The sequence below is a fragment of the Thiocapsa roseopersicina genome, from assembly GCF_900106925.1.
Taxonomy (GTDB): domain Bacteria; phylum Pseudomonadota; class Gammaproteobacteria; order Chromatiales; family Chromatiaceae; genus Thiocapsa; species Thiocapsa roseopersicina.
In genome coordinates this window covers 84,843-107,924 of record NZ_FNNZ01000012.1, presented here as the reverse complement: position 1 = coordinate 107,924, position 23,082 = coordinate 84,843, and the positions used below count along the sequence as shown (strand labels likewise).

The 23,082-nt window shown below is 65.3% G+C and carries 19 protein-coding genes; 10 read left to right on the top strand and 9 right to left on the bottom strand.

Going from position 1 to position 23,082, the window contains the following annotated elements; translation table 11 throughout:
- Window positions 1–133 precede the first annotated feature (133 nt).
- From BLV04_RS13685 to BLV04_RS13670, 4 genes are all read left to right on the top strand, one after another.
- Complete coding sequence (locus BLV04_RS13685) at window positions 134–1,018, top strand: DUF4743 domain-containing protein (RefSeq protein ID WP_093033006.1); 885 nt, start codon at window positions 134–136, stop codon at window positions 1,016–1,018.
- Between the two features lie 27 nt (window positions 1,019–1,045).
- Window positions 1,046–2,278, top strand: coding sequence for a flavodoxin-dependent (E)-4-hydroxy-3-methylbut-2-enyl-diphosphate synthase (ispG, locus tag BLV04_RS13680; RefSeq protein ID WP_093033003.1), 1,233 nt, complete (start codon window positions 1,046–1,048; stop codon window positions 2,276–2,278).
- 48 nt (window positions 2,279–2,326) lie between these two features.
- The gene (locus tag BLV04_RS13675) at window positions 2,327–2,818 is read left to right on the top strand and encodes a GlcG/HbpS family heme-binding protein (protein ID WP_093033000.1); all 492 of its coding nucleotides are present in this window, start codon (window positions 2,327–2,329) and stop codon (window positions 2,816–2,818) included.
- Window positions 2,819–3,042: 224 nt separating this feature from the next.
- On the top strand, window positions 3,043–3,222 hold the full coding sequence (locus tag BLV04_RS13670; RefSeq protein ID WP_093032997.1) for a hypothetical protein: 180 nt from the start codon (window positions 3,043–3,045) through the stop codon (window positions 3,220–3,222).
- Between the two features lie 194 nt (window positions 3,223–3,416).
- Here BLV04_RS13670 and BLV04_RS13665 read toward each other — a convergent pair whose 3' ends face one another.
- Window positions 3,417–3,632 (bottom strand): hypothetical protein, encoded by a 216-nt coding sequence (locus tag BLV04_RS13665; protein WP_245731880.1) that lies wholly within the window; start codon window positions 3,630–3,632, stop codon window positions 3,417–3,419.
- Window positions 3,633–3,646: 14 nt separating this feature from the next.
- Entirely contained in the window at window positions 3,647–3,805 is a 159-nt protein-coding gene (locus BLV04_RS13660; RefSeq protein ID WP_093032994.1) for a DUF3309 family protein, read from the bottom strand.
- Between the two features lie 319 nt (window positions 3,806–4,124).
- On the opposite strand from BLV04_RS13660, the gene BLV04_RS13655 reads away from it, so the two are divergent.
- Window positions 4,125–4,301, top strand: a complete 177-nt coding sequence (locus BLV04_RS13655) for a CsbD family protein (RefSeq protein ID WP_093032991.1) — start codon at window positions 4,125–4,127, stop codon at window positions 4,299–4,301.
- Between the two features lie 56 nt (window positions 4,302–4,357).
- On the opposite strand, the gene BLV04_RS13650 is transcribed toward BLV04_RS13655, so the two are convergent.
- The 4 genes from BLV04_RS13650 to purL all read right to left on the bottom strand — a co-directional run bounded on the left by BLV04_RS13650 (window position 4,358) and on the right by purL (window position 10,552).
- Complete coding sequence (locus BLV04_RS13650) at window positions 4,358–5,086, bottom strand: Crp/Fnr family transcriptional regulator (protein ID WP_093032988.1); 729 nt, start codon at window positions 5,084–5,086, stop codon at window positions 4,358–4,360.
- 241 nt (window positions 5,087–5,327) lie between these two features.
- Window positions 5,328–5,741 carry a BON domain-containing protein gene (locus tag BLV04_RS13645; RefSeq protein ID WP_093032985.1) on the bottom strand — a complete coding sequence of 138 codons (414 nt, stop codon included), beginning with the start codon at window positions 5,739–5,741 and terminating at the stop codon, window positions 5,328–5,330.
- Between the two features lie 324 nt (window positions 5,742–6,065).
- Window positions 6,066–6,488: an alternative ribosome rescue aminoacyl-tRNA hydrolase ArfB gene (arfB, locus tag BLV04_RS13640; RefSeq protein WP_093032982.1), complete on the bottom strand. Its 423-nt coding sequence runs from the start codon at window positions 6,486–6,488 to the stop codon at window positions 6,066–6,068.
- A 158-nt stretch (window positions 6,489–6,646) separates the two neighbouring features.
- Entirely contained in the window at window positions 6,647–10,552 is a 3,906-nt protein-coding gene (gene purL / locus BLV04_RS13635; protein ID WP_093033155.1) for a phosphoribosylformylglycinamidine synthase, read from the bottom strand.
- A 248-nt stretch (window positions 10,553–10,800) separates the two neighbouring features.
- Here purL and BLV04_RS13630 point away from each other — a divergent pair, with 248 nt between their 5' ends.
- Window positions 10,801–12,240 carry a Mur ligase family protein gene (locus BLV04_RS13630; protein WP_093032979.1) on the top strand — a complete coding sequence of 480 codons (1,440 nt, stop codon included), beginning with the start codon at window positions 10,801–10,803 and terminating at the stop codon, window positions 12,238–12,240.
- Window positions 12,241–12,260: 20 nt separating this feature from the next.
- Entirely contained in the window at window positions 12,261–13,460 is a 1,200-nt protein-coding gene (locus BLV04_RS13625) for a dicarboxylate/amino acid:cation symporter (RefSeq protein ID WP_093032976.1), read from the top strand.
- A gap of 12 nt (window positions 13,461–13,472) precedes the next feature.
- On the opposite strand, the gene asnB is transcribed toward BLV04_RS13625, so the two are convergent.
- Window positions 13,473–15,293, bottom strand: a complete 1,821-nt coding sequence (gene asnB, locus BLV04_RS13620; RefSeq protein ID WP_093032973.1) for an asparagine synthase (glutamine-hydrolyzing) — start codon at window positions 15,291–15,293, stop codon at window positions 13,473–13,475.
- A gap of 325 nt (window positions 15,294–15,618) precedes the next feature.
- On the opposite strand from asnB, the gene BLV04_RS13615 reads away from it, so the two are divergent.
- Window positions 15,619–17,409, top strand: coding sequence for a hypothetical protein (locus tag BLV04_RS13615; protein ID WP_093032970.1), 1,791 nt, complete (start codon window positions 15,619–15,621; stop codon window positions 17,407–17,409).
- 73 nt (window positions 17,410–17,482) lie between these two features.
- On the top strand, window positions 17,483–18,274 hold the full coding sequence (locus BLV04_RS13610) for a DUF2272 domain-containing protein (protein WP_093032967.1): 792 nt from the start codon (window positions 17,483–17,485) through the stop codon (window positions 18,272–18,274).
- A gap of 97 nt (window positions 18,275–18,371) precedes the next feature.
- On the opposite strand, the gene BLV04_RS13605 is transcribed toward BLV04_RS13610, so the two are convergent.
- The gene (locus BLV04_RS13605; RefSeq protein ID WP_093032964.1) at window positions 18,372–21,623 is read right to left on the bottom strand and encodes an efflux RND transporter permease subunit; all 3,252 of its coding nucleotides are present in this window, start codon (window positions 21,621–21,623) and stop codon (window positions 18,372–18,374) included.
- Between the two features lie 199 nt (window positions 21,624–21,822).
- Between BLV04_RS13605 and BLV04_RS13600 the strand changes: the two genes are divergently transcribed.
- Window positions 21,823–22,392 (top strand): hypothetical protein, encoded by a 570-nt coding sequence (locus tag BLV04_RS13600; protein ID WP_093032961.1) that lies wholly within the window; start codon window positions 21,823–21,825, stop codon window positions 22,390–22,392.
- 83 nt (window positions 22,393–22,475) lie between these two features.
- Here BLV04_RS13600 and BLV04_RS13595 read toward each other — a convergent pair whose 3' ends face one another.
- Complete coding sequence (locus BLV04_RS13595) at window positions 22,476–22,808, bottom strand: cupin domain-containing protein (protein WP_093032958.1); 333 nt, start codon at window positions 22,806–22,808, stop codon at window positions 22,476–22,478.
- Window positions 22,809–23,082: the final 274 nt, after the last annotated feature.

Here is a 23,082-nt window from a genome sequence, read left to right as displayed (position 1 = left end):
TCAACACGCGTCGGCGCGGGCGCGGTTTTAAGATTTTTCTCGAAGACTGAACCGCATCCTGCCGAGTCATGGGCAGACATCGGCGCTGGCTTGACCCGTAACGGTCTGATTTCACTTTGGACGCGGTTCATCAATGAGCTACCTCGATAAGATCGATGCCTGCAATGCCTGGGAGCCGGCTGCGTTTGTTCCCTTCATTCGCAGAGGCGAGCGTCTCGGGAGCCTGCGGTACAGTGCTGCCGAGGAGCTTCGGCGCTGGCCGAGGCAGTTCCGTGTCACGGAGACAGCGGTCGAGTGGATCGAGACGCCGGATGACTTCGAGGGCTGCACCTTGGCGCTGGCCGAGGTCGCCCGAGGACTCGTCGACGAGGGCGTGATCCCCTATCTGCACGGGGAGCAATACCCCGTAACCGCCGGCGGACGCGAGTCGGCGCGCTGCCTGGTCGACCGGGCCTGTGCGCCCTTCTTCGGGATGCGCGCCTTCGGTCAGCATCTGAACGGCTTCGTGCGGACCGCACGCGGGATCGAGATGTGGGTCGGTCGGCGCTCCGCGGATCGTAAGCTCTACCCCGGTCGCCTGGATAACCTTGTTGCGGGCGGGTTGCCCCACGGCATCGCTCTGGTCGAGAATCTGCGCAAGGAGTGCGCGGAGGAGGCCGGCATGCCCCCTACCCTTGCGGACCGGGCGGTGGCCGTCGGGGCTGTCACCTACTGTCGCGATTCAGATCGCGGGCTGAAGCCGGATGTCATGTTCTGCTACGATCTGGAGCTTCCGGAGGACTTCGAGCCGCGCTGCACCGACGGGGAGGTTGAAACCTTCTACCGCCTGCCGGTAAAGGAGGTCGCGGAGATCGTCCGCGAGACCGATGACTTCAAGCTCAACTGCAACCTGGTCATCATCGATTTTCTGATCCGCCACGGACTGATTCCTCAGGATGACCCGCAGTATGTCGCGATCGTCCAGGGTCTGCGTTCCCCATTGCCCTCGTCGGATCAACGCCCGACTCCGACCAACTGACAGGGCCGCTGCTGCGGCAAAGGCACTATGAGCCAAATTCGATTCCCGATTCAAAGACGCCGAACCGTGCCGGTACGCATCGGCCCAGTAACGGTCGGCGGTCAAGCCCCCATCGTCATCCAGTCCATGACCAACACGGATACCGCGGACATCGAGTCCACGGTCCAGCAGGTCGCCGATTTGGCACGCGCCGGCTCGGAGCTGGTGCGAATCACGGTCAATCACGAGTCCGCGGCCCGCGCGGTCCCGGCGATCCGCGAGGCGTTGGATGCGCAGGGGTGCAGCGTGCCTCTGGTCGGCGACTTTCATTTCAACGGCCATCGCCTGCTCACCGATTATCCGGAGTGTGCCGAGGCGCTCGCGAAATACCGGATCAACCCAGGCAACGTCGGGCGCGGCGAGAAGAAGGACAGCCAGTTCGCGACCATGGTCGAGATCGCCTGCCGCTACGACCGGCCGGTGCGGATCGGGGTCAACTGGGGCAGCCTGGATCCGGACCTGATCGTGCGTCTGATGGACGAGAATGCGCGCTCGTCCGAGCCGCGAGATGCCGAGCGGGTGATGCGCGAGGCGATGGTCGAGTCCGCCATCTCCAGCGCCGAGCGCGCCGAGCAGGTGGGTCTGCCGCGCGATCGCATCATCCTCTCCTGCAAGATGAGCGGCGTGCAGGACCTGATCGCGGTCTATCGCATGCTGGCCGACCGCGGCGATTATGCCCTGCATCTGGGTCTGACCGAGGCCGGCATGGGGTCGAAGGGGATCGTCGCCTCGACCGCTGCCTTGTCCGTGCTGCTGCAGGAAGGCATCGGCGACACCATTCGCATCTCGCTCACCCCGGCACCGGGCGAATCGCGCACCCGCGAGGTCGTGGTCGCCCAAGAGATCCTGCAGACCATGGGGATGCGCTCCTTCGCCCCCATGGTTACCGCCTGCCCGGGTTGCGGACGAACCACCAGCGACACCTTCCAGCATCTGGCCCAAGACATTCAGGCCTATCTACGCGAGCAGATGCCTGAGTGGCGCACCCGTTTCCCGGGTGTCGAGACCATGCAGGTCGCGGTCATGGGCTGTGTGGTGAACGGACCCGGCGAGAGCAAGCACGCCAATATCGGCATCAGTCTGCCCGGCAACGACGAGCGCCCGTCAGCACCCGTCTATGTCGACGGCGAAAAGGTCGCCACGCTCAAGGGCGACGGGATCGCGGAGCAATTCAAGCGGATGGTCGACGACTATATCGAGACCCACTATCGGGCCTCATGACGTGCGCGTCGGTCCGGTCGGTTTCGGTGATTTACGAAAGGAGGAAACATGAAAAAAACGATTCCCGCACTCATCGCCGCCGCGGCGTTCTGCGGACCGGCCATCGCCGATGGTCCGATGGTGGTCCCGTTGCAGCGTCTGTCGATGGATGCGGCGGTTAAGATCGCGCAAGGGGCGATCGAGGAGTGCCGCGAGAAGGGCATTCAGATCGCGGTCACCGTCGTCGATCGCGAAGGCACCGTGCAGGTCACGCTCCGAGACACGATCGCCGCGCCCATCACCGTGCCGATCAGCAAGATGAAGGCCTTCACCGCGGTTAACTTCAATGCCGCGACCTCGGCCATGACCGATCGCGCCGATACGCCGATCGGGCGTGTCGAGGGGCTCGTGATGTCCGCAGGCGGGGTTCCCGTGCTGGTCGGCGGCTCGTCGCTGGTGGCCGGCGTCGGCGTCAGCGGTGCACCCTCCGGGGAGACCGACGAGGAATGTGCGCTCGCCGGGATCGCCGAGATCCAGGACGATCTGGATATGGCGATGTAGGGCTGAACCGCGTCCGGTTGGATTCGGGTCGGGTCGCGTGAACGTATGCGTCGGTTCGACACACGATCTTGGCGCGACGCGGTTCAGGATGCGAAATAATCCGGAGAATTCTAAACCGCGTCGTGCAGCGCGTTCCGGGGATCATCGCGGGTTTCGACCCTGCGAAAACAGAGCATAGTCGAGCCGTACGCGGTTTAGGCCCACAACAGGATCGGGGGTGACAGATGCGTTTATTGGAAGCCGAGGCAGCGCTGATCGCAGACCTGAAGGACGAAAGCGAGTTGATCGGCGAAATGCGCCTACCCGCATTCACCGTGGTGACCGCGCGCCACCCGACGCTCGGCAAATTGGTGATCGTCATCGCGCCGGACGGCACGGGTGCGGTTGTCGAGGCGAACGAGTAGATCGACAGCCGCATCAAGGTCCTTTCGATGCCTACCGAAAGCCGCGACGCGTTTTCCGTCGTGGCGCAGGCCGCCGCGTCGATGGCGATGCCCTCGGCGTACCGGTCAAATGAATCGATGAGTTTGTGCAAACGCCTCACGTCCGGCTCAGACGGCCGGACGCGATACGCTCCTTAAACGCCGCGGGCTGCTCCCTACTCGGCGATCTTATCGCTGGCTGCTTCTTTAGCGTCTTCGATCTTGTCTGCTGCCTTTTCACTCGCTTGCTCGATCTTATCCCCCGCGCGTTCGGCGGCGTGATCGATCTTTTCCCCGGCCCTCTCGGCGGGGCCTTCCTGTTCACAGCCGACCGCACCGAGCATCAGGGCAATAGACACTGCGACAGGAAATAGCATGGTGGAAATACGCATCTTCAGTTCTCCGTTTAGAGTCGGCCCAACAGGACCAGAATGAGCAGGATGAGGACGACGAGCCCGACGATACCGCTGGGCGCATAACCCCAGGATCGGCTATGGGACCAGGTCGGGATGACACCCACAAGTATTAGAATCAGGACAATGAGCAGGATGGTACCGAGTGACATGATCGTTCTCCGGTTGCGGACATTTCGTGAGTCCAGTCCGAGAGGACCTGCAGTTCTTCTGCCGATGCCTACTCATTTAAATTATACAGGCTACCTCCGGAGTGTTATGTGCGCTGGCGTACATACCAGGGTCAACAACGGTCAATCCGGAAGCAAGCCTCCTCCGCATCCGGAAAAAAATTCATCGCCTGGGTGCGTTACCGCACCAAGTGCTTTCGCTTTTGCGTGTAGCCTTGAAGGTACCGCGATGGACGCTGTCAATCCACGCTCGGGTCATGGCTAAGGTGGTCACGACTCAACTCCAGATCAGGATGCCGTCATGAACAAAGATCAAGTCAAAGGCCGCTACGAAGAAGCGAAAGGCAAGGTCAAGGAAGTCGCCGGCAACGTGTCCGGAGACAAGGAGCTGGAAGTCGAAGGAAATGTCCAGAAGAACCTCGGCAAGATCCAAGCCGGCGTCGGCGACCTCAAAGAGGACATCAAGAAGAGCATCTAAGACGCTCCCTGCCGAGCCGTACGGCGACCGTCGGGTTACTGCTTCGCTAACCCGACTTATTGCACCGAACCCGGCTGAACCCGGGGGAGGAGGCGATCCGTCTCGGCCTTGACGACTGCATAACACTCACAGGAGAGCTGTTCGAGTTTGGCTCGGTCCAGTACCGTGATACGACCACGGTGGTATTCGATCACGCCCTCTTTCTGTAACCGGCCGGCGGCGTCCGTCACACCTTCTCGACGCACGCCGAGCATGTTGGCGATCAGCTCCTGGGTCATGACGAGCTGGTTGACCGAGAGGCGGTCAAGGGATAGCAGGAGCCAGCGACACAGCTGCTGATCGATCGAGTGGTGGCGGTTGCAGACGGCCGTTTGGGCCATTTGGGTAATCAGCGCCTGAGAGTAGCGCAGCATCAGGAACAGCAGATCGCCGTGGCGGCTCACCTCGTCCTTGAAGCGTTTCCCCGGAAGCCGGTAGGCGAATCCGGCGCTCTGCACAAGGGCGCGACTGGTGGTGCTTTCGCCGCCCATGAAGAGTGCAATACCGACCATGCCCTCGTCTCCCACCACGGCGGTCTCCGCCGAGGCGCCATTTTCCATGACGTAGAGCAGGGAAATGATGGAGTCGGTGGGAAAATAGACATGATGCTCGGCAGCCCCGGATTCATACAGAACCTTGCCGAGGGGCATCGGCGCCAACTCGAGAAACGGGAAAATGCGCTCCTGCACCTCCGCCGATAGAGCCGCCAGGAGATGGTTTTTCTGCGGCGTGTGCGTGTCCGGCACCTCGGCGACCCTCTAATCTCGTATTCTATCTAAAAGTTTAGTCCAATTTCCCGGAGTCATCTGTTCGATAGCGTACAGACTCAAGCAGCGTCGACCGGCTGCTCTCAGGCATGAGGTCAATCCGCGCGGTCGGTTCGAGAGGATTCTTCACATCGGGGGCGCGCCTGCGTGGGCTGCGGGTCTTCGGCAGGTCCAATCCCCAGGGATCCGGAAAGGTATCCCTGGTCCACGCTAAGTCATGCTAGCTGACGCCCTTGACGACCAAGAGCGTCGTGTCGACGGATTTCACGCCCTTCATGCTGCGGGCAATCTCCGTGCATCGATCGATGCTTTGCTGCGAGTCGACCTCGCCTTTGAGCATGACCACGCCGTCCGTGGTGGTCACATGGATCTGCAAGACCTTGAGCAACGGATCGGCCAGGATCGCCGCCTTGATCTTGGCGGTGACTGCCGCGTCGCCCAGATAGTCGCCGGTCTGCTCGGCCTTCTCCCCGAGTGTCTCCTTGGTCGAATCCATGACCGCGCCGGTCTTCTCGACCGTTTCATCGATCGCCTTCCCGGCGTTCTCCGCGGTTCCGGCCGGCGCCGGGGTGGCGACCGCGAGCAGGGCCGCAGGCAGAATCACGAGCGAAAGCCGTTTGTATAACAGACTCATATTCAATGTCCTCTCGTAGTCACTTGGCGATGAACGGCAATCCCGTTGGTGTGCTTTATAGACTGGATTGCCTGGCTGGTCCGTGCGCCAACAGACATAGCATCGAACGATCGGGAGGATGGGCCGGATAAGGCGGATACGGGGCCGGCCGGATGATCTTCAGGCGCGATCCCGCGGGAGGAAAAGGTCATTCAGCCTGTGCCCGGCCGCAACGGCGGGTGGCGCCGAGCGTCAAGGGAGGCGTGACACCGCCGGAGCGGTCTCGCAAGATCAAAGCATTGCCGTGCCGGTTGGAGGATTTTGCCGCGCTCGGCACGCCCTCGTTCAATCGTGATCCGATGGGGCGCGACGCATGCGCTTGCTGCTGGATTGTTTACGCTTGGTCTCCAGACGCCGCTCGGTCGAGGCGCGGGTCGGCCGGGTCGCGATGCGTAGTTTCGGGCGCACGGCGGCTTGAGCGATCAGGGCTGCGAGGCGGGCTCGCGCATCGGCGCGATTGCGCTCGCGGGTGCGATAGCGGTGCGCCTCGATCATCAGGACACCGTCCGAATCGATCCGCCGTCCGCACAGGCGCGTCAGACGCTCGCGTACGTCATCGGGAAGCGAGGGCGAGCGTCCGACGTCGAACCGCAACTGGACGGCCGTCTCGACCTTGTTGACGTTTTGACCGCCGGGTCCGGGCGAGCGGATAAACCGCTCGCTCAGCTCGGTCTCATCGATTCGGATTCGGTTGGAGATCTGCAACATGACGCGATTCTATACCGAGCGCACTCGGCCCGTAGGTTGTGCTGACGGTAGGAGGCACAACCTGCGCCGACGGTTGGTTGTGCCTCGCACGGCTCGGCACAACCGACGATCCGCAAAACGTGAAGCGCAGCTCGGCGTAACGGTTTGGGAAACTCGCCTTAATCCACCCAAACGCGTGCATTGCGGAACAGACGCATCCAGGGCCCGTCCGTGCCCCACTGATCCGGGTGCCAGGAATTCTGAACGGACCGGAAGACGCGCTCGGGATGGGGCATCATGATGGTGACGCGCCCGTCGCGTGTCGTGAGACCGGCGATGCCCTCGGGCGAGCCGTTGGGGTTGGCGGGATAGCGCTCGGCGACCCGGCCGTCGTTCTCGATGTAACGCGTCGCCACGCTGGCGCGCGCCGCGGCGAGATGCTCGGCATCTCGGAACTCGGCCCGACCTTCGCCGTGTGCCACTGCGATCGGCATGCGCGAGCCGGCCATCCCGGCGAGCAATACAGACGGCGTCTCACGGACCTCGAGCATGAGTGTGCGGGCCTCGAACTGCTCGGAGCGGTTGCGCACGAAATGGGGCCAGTGATCCGCGCCCGGGATCAACTCGCGCAGGTTGGAGAGCATCTGGCAGCCGTTGCAAATACCGAGCGTGAAGGTGTCGCGCCGCTCGAAGAAGGCTTGGAATTGATCGCGCGCCCGTGGGTTGAAGAGGATCGACTTGGCCCAGCCCTCCCCTGCCCCGAGCACGTCGCCGTAGGAGAAGCCGCCGCAGGCGGCGAGGCCGCGGAAACGCGCCAGGTCGACGCGCCCTGCCATGATGTCGGACAGGTGCACGTCCACGCATTCGAAGCCGGCCGCATGGAATGCCGCGGCCATCTCGACCTGTCCGTTCACGCCCTGCTCGCGCAGGATGGCGATCGGCGGGCGCGCGCCGCGCTCGACATAGGGCGCGGTCAGGTCGTTGTCCGGATCGAAGGTCAGCTCGGCATGGAGACCGGGATCCGGCTCGGCGATGCGCGCATAGGCCTCGGCCGCGCACTCGGGGTTGTCGCGCAGGGACTGCATCCGGAAGCTCGTCTCGGACCAGACCTGCTGGAGCTCGGTGCGACTCGCCGCGAAGAGCGGTCGGCAGCGGCGACAGACGCGGATCTGATCGCTGTCGTCGAGCATGCCGATAACCGGGCTGTACTCGGCCAAGCCGTGATACTCCAGGATCTGCAGCACGTCGTCCGTCTCGGTGTGACGCACCTGGATCACGGCGCCCAGCTCCTCGCTGAAGAGGGCCGAGAGGTCATCGGGGCCGACCGCGGCCAGATCCACGTCGATCCCGCAACGCCCGGCGAAGGCCATCTCGCAGAGCGTGGTGATGAGTCCGCCGTCGGAGCGGTCGTGGTAGGCGAGGATCAGCTCCTCGTCTTGAAGCTCCTGGATGGCGGCGAAGAAGCGCTTGAGCAGGTCCGGGTTGTCGAGGTCCGGCCCGACATCGCCGAGCTGACCGTAGACCTGCGCGAGAGCGGACCCGCCGAGACGGTTTCGGCCCTGCCCCAGATCGATGAGGATGAGGTCGGTATCGCCCTGATCGGTTCGCAGTTGCGGAGTCAGGGTCGCGCGCACGTCGAGCACCGGGGCAAAGGCGGAGACGATCAGCGAGAGCGGCGCGGACATCGCGTGCCGCACACCCGCGGCATCCTCCCAGACCGTCTTCATGCTCATCGAGTCCTTGCCGACCGGGATGGCGATCCCGAGTGCCGGGCAGAGCTCCAGACCGACGGCGCGGACGGTTGCATAGAGCCGAGCATCCTCGCGCGGATCGCCGGCGGCGGCCATCCAGTTGGCCGAGAGCTTGATGTCGCCGATCGAGGCGATGCGCGCCGCGGCAAGATTGGTGATGGCCTCACCGACGGCCACGCGTCCGGAGGCCGGGGCGTCGAGCAAGGCCAGCGGCGTGCGCTCGCCGATCGCCATCGCCTCGCCGGTGACGCCGCGATAGTCGCTGATGGTCACGGCGCAGTCGGCCACCGGGATCTGCCACGGTCCAACCATCTGATCGCGCGCGACCTGACCCGTGATGCTGCGATCGCCGATGGTGATCAGGAAGGACTTGTCGGCGACCGTGGGCAGACGCAGCACGCGATCGAGCGCCTCGCGCAGATCGATCTCGGCGGTGCGCAGCGGCGTGCGTGGCGGCTGTTCCGAGACGGCATCCCGCTCCATCTTGGGCGGCTTGCCGAAGAGGAGCGACATGGGCATGTCGATCGGGGTGTCGGCAAAGTGCGCGTCGCCGAGCGCGAGGTGCTGATCCGCGGTCGCAGACCCGACGACCGCATGCGGACAGCGCTCGCGCGCGCAGATCGCCTCGAATTGCTCCAGCCGCTCGGCCGCGACGGCCAGGACATAGCGCTCCTGTGCCTCGTTGCACCAGATCTCCATCGGCGACATGCCCGGATCTGCGTTGGGCACCGCACGCAGCTCGAAGCGTCCGCCGCGTCCGGCATCATGCACCAGCTCGGGCAGCGCATTGGCCAGCCCGCCGGCGCCGACGTCGTGGATGAAGAGGATGGGATTGTCCTCGCCGAGCGCCCAACAGCGGTCGATGACCTCTTGGCAGCGACGCTGCATCTCCGGGTTGGCGCGCTGCACCGAGGCGAAGTCGAGATCCTCGGCCGAGGCGCCCGAGTCCATGCTCGAGGCCGCCCCGCCGCCGAGCCCGATCAGCATCGCCGGGCCGCCCAGCACGATCAGCGGTGTGCCGACCGGGAAGCTGTCCTTGGCGACATGCTCGGAGCGGATGTTGCCGATGCCGCCGGCGAGCATGATGGGCTTGTGATAGCCGCGCAGCTCGGTCGCGCCGTTCGGGCCGGGGATGGCCTGCTCGAAGGTGCGGAAATAGCCGGTCAGGTTCGGTCGGCCGAACTCGTTGTTGAACGCAGCGGCACCGATCGGCCCTTCGAGCATGATGTCGAGTGCGGAGACGATGCGCCCCGGCTTGCCGTGGTAGTCGGCCTCGGGCGGCTCCCAGGGCTGTCCGAAACCGGGGATGCGCAGGTCCGAGACCGAGAAGCCGCAGAGACCGGCCTTGGGCTTGGCACCCCGCCCCGTGGCCCCTTCATCGCGGATCTCGCCGCCCGAGCCGGTCGCCGCACCCGGATCCGGTGCGATCGCGGTCGGGTGGTTATGGGTTTCGACCTTCATGAGGATCTGGATGGGCTCTTCATGCTCGCCGTAGATCCCGGTCACGGGGTCGGCGAGAAAGCGCCGCCCCTCCCAGCCCTCGATGACGGCGGCATTGTCCTTGTAGGCGGAGAGCACGCCCTCGGGCGAGACGTCCGTGGTGTTGCGGATCATCTGGAAGAGCGAGTGCGTCTGCGGCTCGCCGTCGATGTCCCAGCAGGCATTGAAGATCTTGTGCCGACAATGCTCCGAGTTGGCCTGCGCGAACATCATCAGCTCGACATCGGTCGGATCGCGCTCGAGCGCCTCGAAGCTGCCGGCGAGATAGGCGATCTCGTCGGACGAAAGCGCGAGGCCCAGCTCGCGGTTCGCATGCGCCAGCGCCGCCTCGGGGTCCGCGCCGAGCACGACGCGGCGCACCGGACGCGGCTCGGCGTGTACAAACAACCGCTCGGCATCGGCCAAGTCAAAGAGCACGATCTGGGTCATGCGATCGTGCAGGAATACGGCGGCCTGCTCGACGGTCGCCGCGTCGAGTGCGCCGCTGTCCGCCGTCAGATAGTAGGCGGTACCGCGCTCCAGTCGCTCGAGGCCATCGAGTCCGCAGTTGTGCGCGATGTCGGTCGCCTTGGACGACCAGGGCGAGATGGTGCCCGGTCGCGGCACGACCAGAACGAGCCGGCCGACCGGCGCGTGGCTCGGCAAGGCGGGGCCGTAGCGCAGGAGCCGCTCCAGGATACCGCGCTGATCCTCGGCCAGCTCACCCGCCAGAGCGGCGAAGTGGACATACTCGGCATAGACCTCGATCGGCACGCCGATCTGCTCGCGCAGCCTGCCGGCAAGCTTCTGAAGACGGAATTCGGAAAGGGCGGGTGCACCACGGAGGACGAGCATGGACATGACTCTGTGTTCTGGCTCTTGATCCGACATGATACTTGAGATCCGAGGCCGGGGCTCGGAGGAGCGGGCGCGACAGGGGGATCGAAGCCGAATAGCCACAGCCGGGCAATCCTTGACCGGCTACGAATCCGGCGTGAGCCACCCGCGGGTTAAGGCACGCGCAAACAGCTTATCCACACGAGCGGCCACAGGGGCTGGGGGTAAAGTATCATTCCGATCTCTCTGCATCAGATCCGTAAACCATGCCGAATCACGCCCTTTCCGACCTACTGTCCACATTTGATTTCGCCTGGCGGCGTGAACCGGCCAAGGCCGGCCCATTGGACAACATCCAATGGCGCGCAAACGCCTGCGACGCCGGCTCGATCCTCTTCTTCCAACGTTTCGACGACGGACGCACCGACGCCGAGATCATCGAGCGCTATCTCGTCGACAGCGCCTGTTCCGTGCTGGTCGCCAACCGCATGATCGAGGGTGTCGAGCGGCTGCAGGGCAAGGGCATCTATGTCACCCACCCGAGCGATTGGGCTGCGGTCGTCGGCCGTTTCTGCGACATCGTCTATCCGCTGGACACCGACGGCACGGTCTTTCTGGGCGTCACGGGCACCAACGGCAAGACCACGACGGTCAAGTATCTGGAGGCGATCCTCTCGGCACATGGGCGACCGGTCCTCTCGGTCGGGACGCTCGGCCTCTCCTTGGCGGGCGAACCCTTGGTCAACACCGGATTCACCTCCCCGCCGCTGATCGAGCTGCGCCGGCTGCTGCACGCCCATCGCGACCGTTACGCGGTGGTCGCGATGGAGGTCAGCAGCCATGCACTGGATCAGGGGCGCGCGCACGGCATCCCGCTGCAGAACGCCGCCTGGACCAACTTCACGCAGGACCATCTGGACTATCACGGCGGCGAGGTGGCCTATTTCGCGGCCAAGGCACGCATCCTGGGCATGATCGCGGACGGGGGCCGTCTTTACACGACCAGTTCGGATGTCGCCGAGCGTCTGCGTGAAAATGGCCAGCCGCGGGTTCCCGTCGAAGTCCTGCCTGCCGCGACGCTCGGCGCCGAGGCACTCGCCGCCAAGCCCTTCCTCGCGCTCGCGCACAACCGTCGCAACTATGCCCTCGCCGTCGCCTTGGCGGACGGGGTCTTGGGACCGGGCGCGCGCGAGGACTGGCGTCACTTGAGCGCGGTGGATGGGCGCTTCGAGTGCCGCGTCGTCGGCAACCGCACCCTGGTGGTCGACTTCGCCCACACCCCGGATGCGCTCGAGACCATCCTCACCGCAATCCGCGACGCCTTCCCCCGAGCGCGGGTCGCCACACTCTTCGGCTGCGGGGGCGATCGCGATCGCTTCAAGCGCCCGCTGATGGGTGCGGCGGTAGCGCGTCATTCGGACCACACCATCGTGACCTCGGACAATCCGCGCTTCGAGGACCCCGAGCGGATCATCGCGGACATCCTGACGGGCATGCCCGAGGCGGGTCGGGAGGTGGTGGTCGAGCGTCCGCGTGCGATCGCGCGCCTGTTCGACTTCCTCGCCGAGCGGCCGGAGGACGAGCCCTGGGTCGCACTCGTCGCCGGCAAGGGTCACGAGCGCTATCTCGACGCCAAGGGCCACAAGACGCCTTACAGCGATCAGGACGAGATCGAGCGCAACCTGCTGCGTCTCGGCTGGGTCTGAGACGGTCGGCGAGAAGCGACATGCCGATCACTGTGCCTTTGCGCCGACTCTACTCTGTCCCCGTCGGTCTGCTGCTCGGCATCGCGCTCGCGCTGCTGGTCCCGAACGGTGCGCCCTACGTGGCCTGGATCGGGCAGATCTTCATCTCCATCCTCAAGCTCCTGATTCTGCCGCTGATCCTTGTCTCCATCTATGCAACGCTTTCGGGCGGGCGCGAGCTGCGGCGGATCGGCGGACGGACCCTGCTCTATTACGTGACGACCTCCGCGGTCGCGGCCGGGCTGGGGACGCTGATCGGACTCGCGTTCTCGCGTGATCTCCCCGCGGGACTGCTCCAGCTCGAGCAGGTCGAGCCGGGCGCGGCGAGCTTCAGCATCGAGCATCTGGTCGCAAGCCTCGTTCCGAGCAATCTCTTCGCCTCGCTCGCGGACGGGAACATCCTGCACATCGTCTTCGTCGCCATCGTGTTGGCGATTGCCTCGCGGCGGATCGCAGGCGATCAGCGCGAGACCCTGCTCTCCGGCGCTCGGGCGACGGACGCCCTGCTGATGCAGGTCTTACGCGGGGTCCTCGCACTCGCACCCGTAGGCATCGCGGCCTTGATCTACGATGGACTCGCCGGGATGAACTGGGCCGAGGTCTTCCAGCTGCACGCCTTCGTGTGGGCGGTGGTCCTGGCCGCAGTGTTGCATGCCGGGGTCTTTCTGCCGACCTTGTTTCGGCTGCGCACGGGGTCTTCACCCCGGCGCTTCGTCGCCGCCTGCCGTGCGCCGCTCCTGACCGCGCTCTCCACCGCCTCGAGCTCGGCAACCTATCCGGTCTCCAAAGCGGCGCTTGAAGCCGCCGGTGTGAGCGAGCGTGTTACCGCCTTCACCCTGCCCTTGGGCGCCACCCTGAACATGGACGGCTCGGCCCTCTACCAGTCGATCCTGCTCATCTTCATGTCCCAGCTGGCCGGGGTCGACCTTAGCCCCGCGCAGGCGCTTTTCATCGTCCTGCTCACCATGGCCTCCTCCGCCGGCACCGCCGGCATCCCCGGAGGCGGCATCGCCTTGATGGCCTTCATGCTCGACCTGCTCGGGCTGCCGCAGACCTATCTCGCCCTCTATCTCGTCGTCGACCGTTTCTTCGACTATCCCATCACCGCCATCAACGTCTGGGGCGATCTGGTCGTCGCGGCCATCGTCGACCGGGATCTGCGACGAGGCCAACCGACCTGATCCGCAGGGTCGTCAACCGATCCAATCCAGCGGATCCTCCTCAGCACTCGGGCATGCCCCGGGGTCGTCGAGCATGAGTCGACCCCAGAGCGCGAGCTGCATGAGCTGCAGCAGAGGGCCGGTTGCCCCCGTGCCGGTGCGCCGCTGCAACGCGACGAGCGCGGGGACGAGCTCGGGTCTGAGCCATTCGCGAATCAGCGGGCTTGCCGCGAGCTTCACTCCGAGGCGCTCCAGCAGATCCCCGCGCAGCACCTCGCCGATCGGCACCCCGAAGCCGCGTTTCTTGCCCTCGGACTGCCCTTGGGGCAAGAGCGGCTCCGCCCAATGTCGGAGGATCCGTTTGCCGACTCGGCCATGGACCTTGAGCCGGTCGGGAAGCGAGAGACCGAGCTCGACGATGCGATGGTCGAGATAGGGGACCCGCCCTTCCAGCCCGAAAGCCATCAGGGTGCGATCCACCTTGACCAGCAGGTTGTCGGCGAGCTCCGTGCGCAGGTCGGTGTACTGGGCGCGACGCAGGAAGCCCCAGCCGCGCGGGGTCTCTGCCCAGGCGGACTCGACGGGGCCGTAGAGCCGCTTGCGCCCGGCCTCCAAGGCATCGCCGAAGCCGGATCGGCGCAGCGACTCCGGCCAGCGGCTGCCGCGGCGGTAGTTGCCGGTGCGCGGGTGCAGGATCTGCTTCATGAGCTGCTGCACGGGGGAGCGGCGATAGCGGCCGTACCCCGCGAAGACCTCGTCGCCGCCTTCCCCGGTGAAGACCACCTTCAGCTCGCGGGCCGCGGCCTGCGCCATCAGGGCCGTGGGCAGACAGGCCGGGTCGTACATAAGGTCGTCCGCCGCCCGGACGCACAGCGGAAGCGCGCGAAAGACATCCAGCATGTCGAGCCGCAGCTCGGTGTGGTCGCTGCCGAAACGCTCCGCCACGCGGCGCGCATCCGCAAGCTCGTCCCCCTCGCCGGCGCCTGCATAGCCGACCGAAAAGGTCCGCAGTGGCGCATTGCCCCACCGCGACAGGCGCGCCATCAGGATCCCGGAGTCGAGTCCGCCCGAGAGGAAGAGGCCGTAGGGCACGTCGGAGCGCATATGCTCGCGCAGCACCTGATCGAACAGCGGATCGAGCTCTTCGCACGCCTCCTCCAGACTGATCTCTCGCCGCTGGATGTCGAGCGCCGACCAGTAGGTGATCTGTCGGGGTTCCAGGGACGCATCAATCACCAGCGCCGTGCCCGGCTCCAGCTTGCGGATGCCTTGGAAGATGGTATCGGCCCCGCTGTTGAAGCCGATCTCGAAGAAGCGCGCAAGTGCCTCGGGCGAGATCTCGGGGACCCGCGGGAGCAGGGGCAGCAGCCCTTTGATCTCGGAGGCGAAGGCCACGCGATCGGGCAAGACCGCATAGTAGAGCGGCTTGATCCCCAGCCGATCGCGACCGAGGATCAGCGTGCGGTCACGCGTCGAATAGAGGGCGAACGCGAACATGCCGTTGAGGCGCTTGAGACCCGCGACACCGAAGCGGTCGTAGACGTGGAGGATCGTCTCGGAGTCCGAGTGTGTGCGGAAACGGCAGCCGTCCGCCTCCAGCTCGGCCCGCAGCTCCACGAAGTTGTAGACCTCACCGTTGGCGACCAGGGCATAGTGACCCTCGGTATCCAAGATCGGCTGGTGCCCGCCGCCGAGATCGATGATCGAGAGACGGGTGTGCGCCAGACCGACCGAGTCGACGCGATAGACCCCGCTGTCGTCGGGGCCGCGACGCCCGAGCCTGGCGGCGGCCAGCGACAAACCCGCGATATCCGGGCTGCCGTGACGCAGGATCATGCCGGCGATTCCACACATCTCACTCTCTCCCCTTCAGCGTCGATCGATGCCTCTCGGCGCCGAGTCAACGTCACCGCTGTCGGGAGAGTGGCCTGTGGGCGCCCGGTTCGGCGCAGCATCAAACTACATGCGCGGTCAGCCGTCCTGCAAGGGGTGACCGGAGGCATTTCGCGCGCCGTTGTGCTGACGATAGGATTCACACTACGCCGGAGGTGTTCTGTGCCTCGCTCCCGCTCGGTATCACCGACGGGGCGCAACATCCCGGGCATGCCCGAGACTACTCCCATCGCCGGCCCGCTCGGGATAGACTCGACGCACCTTGAGCCGGGCCGGTTGAGTGTCTATGACGACTCCTCACTCCATCCAATCGTCGATCGCCTTGTTGACCATCTTCGGTCTTTCACCGATCGGGATCATGCTCCCCGACGCGGCGCGAGCCGCCGACGCCTGCCGACAAGGCGAGCAGGTGCGAATCTGGACCGCACCGCTGCAACCGAGCCCGGGCGCGCCGCTGGAGATCATTGCGGTCGCCACCGACGCCGATCTCGACGAGGTTCTGATCACGGACCCCGCCGGCCGCCGGTCCAGCCTGCGCACCGCCCGCGCCGGCGGACCGCCTTGGAGTCTCTACGGGACTCAATTTCGCCCGGTCGCCGGGACCTATCGCATCGAGACCACACGCGCGGGCCGGGTCGCAGGCTGCACCGAGATCAGGGTCGGCGGAGGCAGCGGCGACCGCGGGAGCGGCGAGTGGGATCTGGCGACGGAGGCCTTCTACGCGGCCTGGATCGAGCACCTCTTCGAGGCCCCGCCCGAGCAATCGCTGAGCTTCGACTCGCTCGGCCCAGTGCTGCGCGACCCCGAGCGCAACCTGCTCTTCAACTATCTGGGCAACGGCGAGGACAACCGGCTCCCGGCCGAGCCGGACTGCGCGGACCTGCCCTATTTCCTGCGGACCTATTTCGCCTGGAAGCTCGGCCTGCCGATCGCCTACCGACCCTGCACGCGCGGGAGCCGGAGCAGTCCGCCGACCTGTCAAGCGCCCCTCGCCGAGACACGCTTCGTCGGCAGCATGGCTTCCGCCGAGGTCTTCGCAGAGGCCAGCAGAAAGATGATGGACACGGTGCATTCGGGCAGCGCGCGCACCGCTCTGCGTGACGACGCGACGGATGTCTATCCGGTCGCGCTCGATCGCTCGACACTCTGGCCCGGGACCATCTTCGCCGACCCCTATGGTCACATCATGGTGATCGTGAAATGGCTGCCCCAACGCGGGAGAGAGAGCGGTCTCCTGCTCGCGGTCGACGCCCAACCCGACAACTCGGTGACCCGCAAGCGCTTCTGGGATGGCACCTTCCTGTTCGCGCAAACCCCGAGCGCGGGGCCGGGCTTCAAGGCGTTCAGGCCCGTTGTTCAAACAGGCGGCAGCGTGCGCCAACTGCCCAACAGCGCACTCGACGGGCGATCCGGTCTGCCGCCGTTCTCGCTCCAGCAGGCAGCACTCTCGCCCGACGACTTCTACGCCCGTATGCAGCAGCTCATCAACCCGCGGGGTCTGGAACCCGAAGCCGCCTACGCCGCGACCCTAGACGCACTGATGGAGCAGCTCGAAACACGCGTCACCTCGGTCGAGAACGGCGAGGCCTACATGCGCAGCCGACCCGGCACGCTCATCCCGATGCCCAGCGGCCCCGCCATCTTCGAGACCACGGGCCCCTGGGAGGATTACGCCACCCCCTCGCGCGACATGCGGCTCTTGATCGCCATGAAGGTGCTCGCAGAGCTGCCCGAGCGCATCCGTCGCTACCCGGAGCTCTTCGTCCTGCAGGGCCGCTCCCCGAGCGATGCTGCCGCACGTATCGAGCGGCTGAACGCGCAACGCATGGACGAACGCTTCGTGACCTATACCCGCAGCGACGGCACGCCTTGGCGACTGAGTCTCGGAGACATCTACGACCGCCGCGCCGGATTCGAGATCGCCTACAACCCCAACGATTGCGTGGAGCGACGCTGGGGTGCCTCCCCGGAGACCCCGGACGAGACGACCTGCCGTCGGCGCGCGCCTGCGGATCAACTTGCACGCATGGAGGAGTATCGCCCCTGGTTCCGCGAGACGGTCCGCCCGCCGCGGTAATATCCGATTCCTCGTCGCCCGATCATATACACCCGACGCCGACGCCCGGCTGCACCCAAACGGAGTCCGTCCCATGCCGTGTTGTCCCTCCGTGCCCTGCCGAGCCGAGCAGGCGCTGGTCCGCGCACTCTGCGCCGCGCTCTGCCTGACCCTGGTCGCCTGCGGAGCCCCTACCCCGCGACCCGGAGAGGCGCCCGGAACCTGGGCTGGACGCCCCATCGGCCAGGCGCCCTCGCCCAATCCGAGGCTCAAACAGGCGATGATCCAACGCGCGACCCGCGAGTGGGAGCACTTCGATCGGCAGGTCGTCGTCTTCAAAGGCACCGAGGAGAGCATCCCCCACGTCGGCGCCTGGGAGGACGACTACAGTCATGTCAGTCGGGTCAACCTCTACTGGCGCGCGGTCAACAAGCCGGCGCTCGACGGTTTGGACTGTCGCCAGCCCTGGTCGGCCGCCTTCATCAGCTGGGTCATGCAGAGCGCGGGAGTCCCGACGAGCCAATTCCGCCCGGCGAGCGCCCACTGGGTCTATCTTTCGAGCATGGTCGAGGAGGCGAGCTACCCGGGTCGCTATTTCATCCCCCGGCGGGTTCAGGATTACAGCCCTAACCCCGGCGACCTGGTCTGTGCCCCGCGGGGCCGCACGCCGGTGCGCGCCTTCGACGGCTATATCAGTGCCGGAATGCTCCAGGGCGCGGAGACACACTGCGACCTGGTGGTCGGCAAGAGCGGCCAGACGCTGGAATCCATCGGCGGCAACGTCCGCAACTCGGTCTCAAAGAGCATAGTCGAGCTCGACGCCCAAGGACGGCTCAAACCCGTGCAGCGGCGACCCTGGTTTCTGATCATGCAGAACCGGCTTTGATGTCCGGAGCGCGCCCCGCGGCGATCCTGCCCCACGCGCCGCTCGGTGACGCTCCGGTCATCGCCGGCGCGCGAAGTCCTCAGCCGTGTCGCCCCTGTCATGCTTGCGACCCTGTTGCGGCTGCATCCGCGGTCTCCGGCTGTTGGCGCATGGACAGGTAATAGATCACCGGAACCGCCATCCGCGAGAGCAGCAGGGACGCAATCTCGCCGGCCATCAGCGAGATCGCGAGCCCCTGGAAGATCGGATCGAACAGGATCACACTGCCGCCCACCACGACAGCCATGGCGGTCAGCAGCATCGGCCGAAACCGGATGGCCCCGGCATCCACGACCGCCTCCGCCAGCGGCATCCCCTGCTTCACGCGCAGCTTGATGAAATCGACCAGGATGATCGAGTTCCGCACCACGATCCCGGCGCCGGCAATGAAACCGATCATCGAGGTCGCACTGAAGAAGGCCCCCATCGCCCAATGCGCCGGCAGGATGCCGACCAGGGAGAAGGGGATAGCCGCCATGATGATGAACGGGGTGCGGAACGAGCGGAACCAGCCCACCACCAGGGCATAGATCAGGACCAGGACGACCGCGAATGCCGCCCCCAGATCACGGAAGACCTCGTAGCTGATATGCCACTCGCCGTCCCACTTCAGGGATGGCTCAAGCACCGAGAAGGGCTGGCGGATGTTCAGAATCTCCACCGGGGTATCATATCCGTCAGGTACATAAGCGCGGATCATCTCGTTGAGTTGGAAGATGGCGTAGATCGGGCTTTCCTCTTCCCCGGCCACGTCCCCGGTCACGTAGACGACGGGGAGATGGTTCTTGCGGTAAATGCTTTTCTCCCCGACCCCTTCCTCGACGCGGATCACCTCGCCCAAGGGGACACAGTGACCACCCGAACAGACCGGGATGGGAAGCAGCTCGGCCGGCTGCGCCCGCTGACTGATCGGCAGACGCAACCGGATCAGCACGTCCTCGGTCTCCTCCCCCGCATGCAGCAGTCCCACGTCGGCGCCCGCCTGGGCGATGCGGATCACCTCCGCGACCTGATCGGCGGTAATGCCGTTCAACGCACCCTTCTCGTGGTCGAAGCGGAACATCAACAGCGGCTGGTCCGCCTCGACGTACCAGTCGACATCGACAACCCCCGGCGTCGCCTCGAACAGCTCTCGAATGTGCTCGGCGATCCGGATCTGCTCCCGGTAATCCGGCCCGTAGACCTCCGCAACCAAGGTCTGCAGGACCGGCGGACCGGGCGGCACCTCGGCGACCTTGATGCGGGCACCCTCCTCGCGCGCCACCTCCCGGATCCGCTCCCGGATCTGTTTGGCGATCGCGTGGCTTTGGAGCTCCCGCTCGTCCCCGGGCACCAGGTTGACCTGGATATCGGCGACGTTCGGGCCTTGCCGGAGGAAATAGTGACGCACCAGGCCGTTGAAGTTATAGGGTGCGGACGTCCCGGCATAGATCTGATAATTCAGCACTTCCGGCTCGCGGCTCAAGCGTGCGGCGATTCGGCGGGTCACGTTGGTCGTGTGCTCGAGCGTCGTTCCTTCATCCATGTCGACAATGATCTGGAGCTCGCTCTTGTTGTCGTACGGGAGCATCTTGAGCTTGACGGCACCGGTCGCAACCAGACCGATCGCGCCGACCAGCAGCAGCGTGATCGTCGCCAAGAAGACGATGCCCAAGAGCGGCCGACGGATCATCGGCCCCATGACTCGGCGATAGGCGCGGGTCGTCACGTCCTCTCGGTCCGAGACCTGTCCGCCGCCGCGGGCATGCCAACGGAGCATCCGATACGCCGCCCAAGGCGTCACGACGAAGGCGACGGCCATCGAGAACAGCATCGCCGCCGTGGCCCCCACCGGAATCGGTCGCATGTAGGGCCCCATGAGTCCCTGCACGAAGGCCATGGGCAGCACGGCCGCAATCACCGTCAAGGTTGCGAGGATCAACGGGCTACGCACCTCGTTGACGGCCTCCACCGTCACATCCTTGAGGGGGCGCCCCCGATTCTCGGGCAGTCGAAAGTGCCGCACGACGTTCTCGACATCCACGATCGGGTCATCCACGAGGATACCGATCGAGAAGATCAGCGCGAACAGGGTCACTCGATTGAGGGTAAAATCCAGCAGATAGAAGGTCGCGAGGGTCAGGGCCAAGGTGACGGGAATCGCGATCGCGACCACGCCGGCCTCGCGCCAGCCCAGCACGATCGCGATGAGCACACCGACGCCGACAACCGCCAGGCCCATGTGAAAGAGGAGCTCGTTGGATTTTTCCTCGGCTGTCCGCCCATAGTCGCGGGTGACCGTGACCTCGACGGCGTTCGGGATACTCGTGCCGCGGAGCGTCTCGACCTTGCGCATCACCTCGGCGACGACCTGTACCGCGTTGGTTCCGGTTTGTTTGGCGACGGCCAAGGTCACCGCGGGCTCCTCGACGGGGAGCGACTCGGCCTGCGGCGAGCGGTCGGGGCGACCGAACAGGACATAGTCCTCGACCTCCTCGGCATCGTCGACGACGCGTGCGATGTCGCGCAGATAGACCATCTGCCCCTGGTGCACGCCGACCACGACCGAGCCGACCTCGGAGGCATCGCGCAGGAAGCCGCCGAGCTCGGTCAGGACCTCTTGATCCCCGGCGGGGAAGCTCCCTGAACGATGCTGGCGATTGGCCGCCCGCAAGGCATTCAACACATGCGTCGGATCGATCTTGTATGACCCGAGGCGTGCCGCGTCGAGCTCGATACGGACCTGGCGGCGGAGCCCGCCGATCAGCGTGGTCTCGGAGACCTCGTCGATCTCCTTGACCGAATCGTCCACCGCCGATGCGATCCGCCGCAGCGCATGGTGATCGTAGCCGCCCCCGTGAAAGGTCAGGGCGAGGATGGGGACATCGTCGATCCGCCTGGGTTTGAGCAACGGCTCGGAGGCGCCATGCGGGATGCGATCGAGGTTCGCGTAGAGTTTCTGGTAGAGCTGAACGATCGCCTTCTCCTCGTCCCAGCCGACGAGAAAGCGCACGATGGTGACCGACTGGCCGGGGCTCGAAATCGAGTAGACGTATTCCACGCCCGGCAGCTCGCGCGCGAGCTTTTCGAGCGGCCGCGTGACCCGTTGCGTCACCTCCTCCGCGGTCGATCCGGGCATCTGCACAAACACATCGATCATCGGCACGACGATCTGCGGCTCTTCCTCCCGAGGCAGGAGCACGATCGCCAAGACACCGAGCAGGATCGCCGCGCCCGCAATCAACGGCGTCAGCGGCGAATCGACGAAAAAGTAGAGGATTCGCGAGATCAGGCCGAACCGAGGGACACGATAACCGCGTTTCGCTTTCATGGTGACCCCCCGGCAGTGCTCGGAAGTCCGGCCCATGGCCCCGACGGCAACGGCAAGGGTCGACCGGCACCCTCAGCAGATTAGAATGTTCTAATGTAAAGTATAGGCAGGCCACGCGACTCCGCCAGTGCACCGACAAACGGCCTAGGCGCCCTGTCCGATGGCGGCACGACACCCTTTCAGGTCAGCGGAGGTGACCGTGATCCACACCGAAAGACAACCCGGAACATCGAGCCTGAGTGCCGCCCTGGCGACCCTACTGCTCTGTGCCGCCCCCGCCGGGGCCGACGAACCCTGGACCGCACCCCTGCAACGCGGCGGTCAGGTCGAGGTCGATCCGCGCACCAACCGCCCGGTGCTCACCCGGGACGGTCGTCAAACCCAACTCTGGGACGGTGTTCATCGTCTGGAGGACGGCTCGGTCATCCGCATCGAAGGCGGCCGCGTGGTACCGACGACGGACATGCTGGTACCGCCGCCCACGCCGAGCGAGTCGGCAACCACCGACACCGAAGGGGAATCCGACCAGCCGGCCGGCGAGACGATCGGCGAACCCGTCACGGGCGCCTCGCCCTGCGAGCAATTGGTGATCCGGGTGTGCGGTGCCGCCCGCACCTGCTGGCGCGAGCCCGCATGCGAGGCCGCGCGCCAACTCCGGGAAATGGAGCAGGAGGAGTGGCTAAAAGGCGCCGATCCGAACGTCGTTACCGAGAGCGGGAAACAGTGCGACGAGGCGATGAGCAACGACTTCTTTGGGCCCTGTCGTTAGCAAGGATGACGGGGTGAACAGACCGATTGTTGGATGAACCGAGGTGGGCCAAGCGAGCCCCGGCATGTCCGGCTGGTTTCAGGTCATCCTCGGCCTTCGGTCAAGGCACCGTGGATATGGACCGCCAACCAAAGGCAACGGGGCTCGATCGAGGTCTTGATGACGCGATGCGGGGTCCCCGCCGGGATGAACCGATAATCGCCGGGCCGCAAGGAGAGCGTCTCTCCGTCGATCCAAAGCTGCGCCTCGCCCTGAAGCAGACAGACCCATTCGTCCTGGACCTGATCGTAGAGAACAGAGTCGGGTCGATCGCTGCTCAGGATGCGCTCGATTCGAACGTTGGAGCAGCGCAACAGCTCCTCGAACGCCTCGCCACGATCGACCTGGGGAAGGTCCTGAAACAGATTGCACGACATCCCGGTCAGCCCTCGCCAAGGAAAGATTCAAAACAACCGAAACACGTAGGATGGGTAGAGCGCAGCGAAACCCATCCAGCCCGTGCCAAGCGCATCGGAGCGAAACCCGGCAACGCGGCGGTCTGGAGGATGGGTTTCGCTGACGCTCTACCCATCCTACACGTTGATCAAGGTGTTCGCCTTGTCTCTGAATTGCCGCTTAAGGCATCCTGAACGGCGTGTCGCCGAGTCCGAGTTTAGCCTCGACGCCGGTCGAAAACCGCGGCCATGAAGG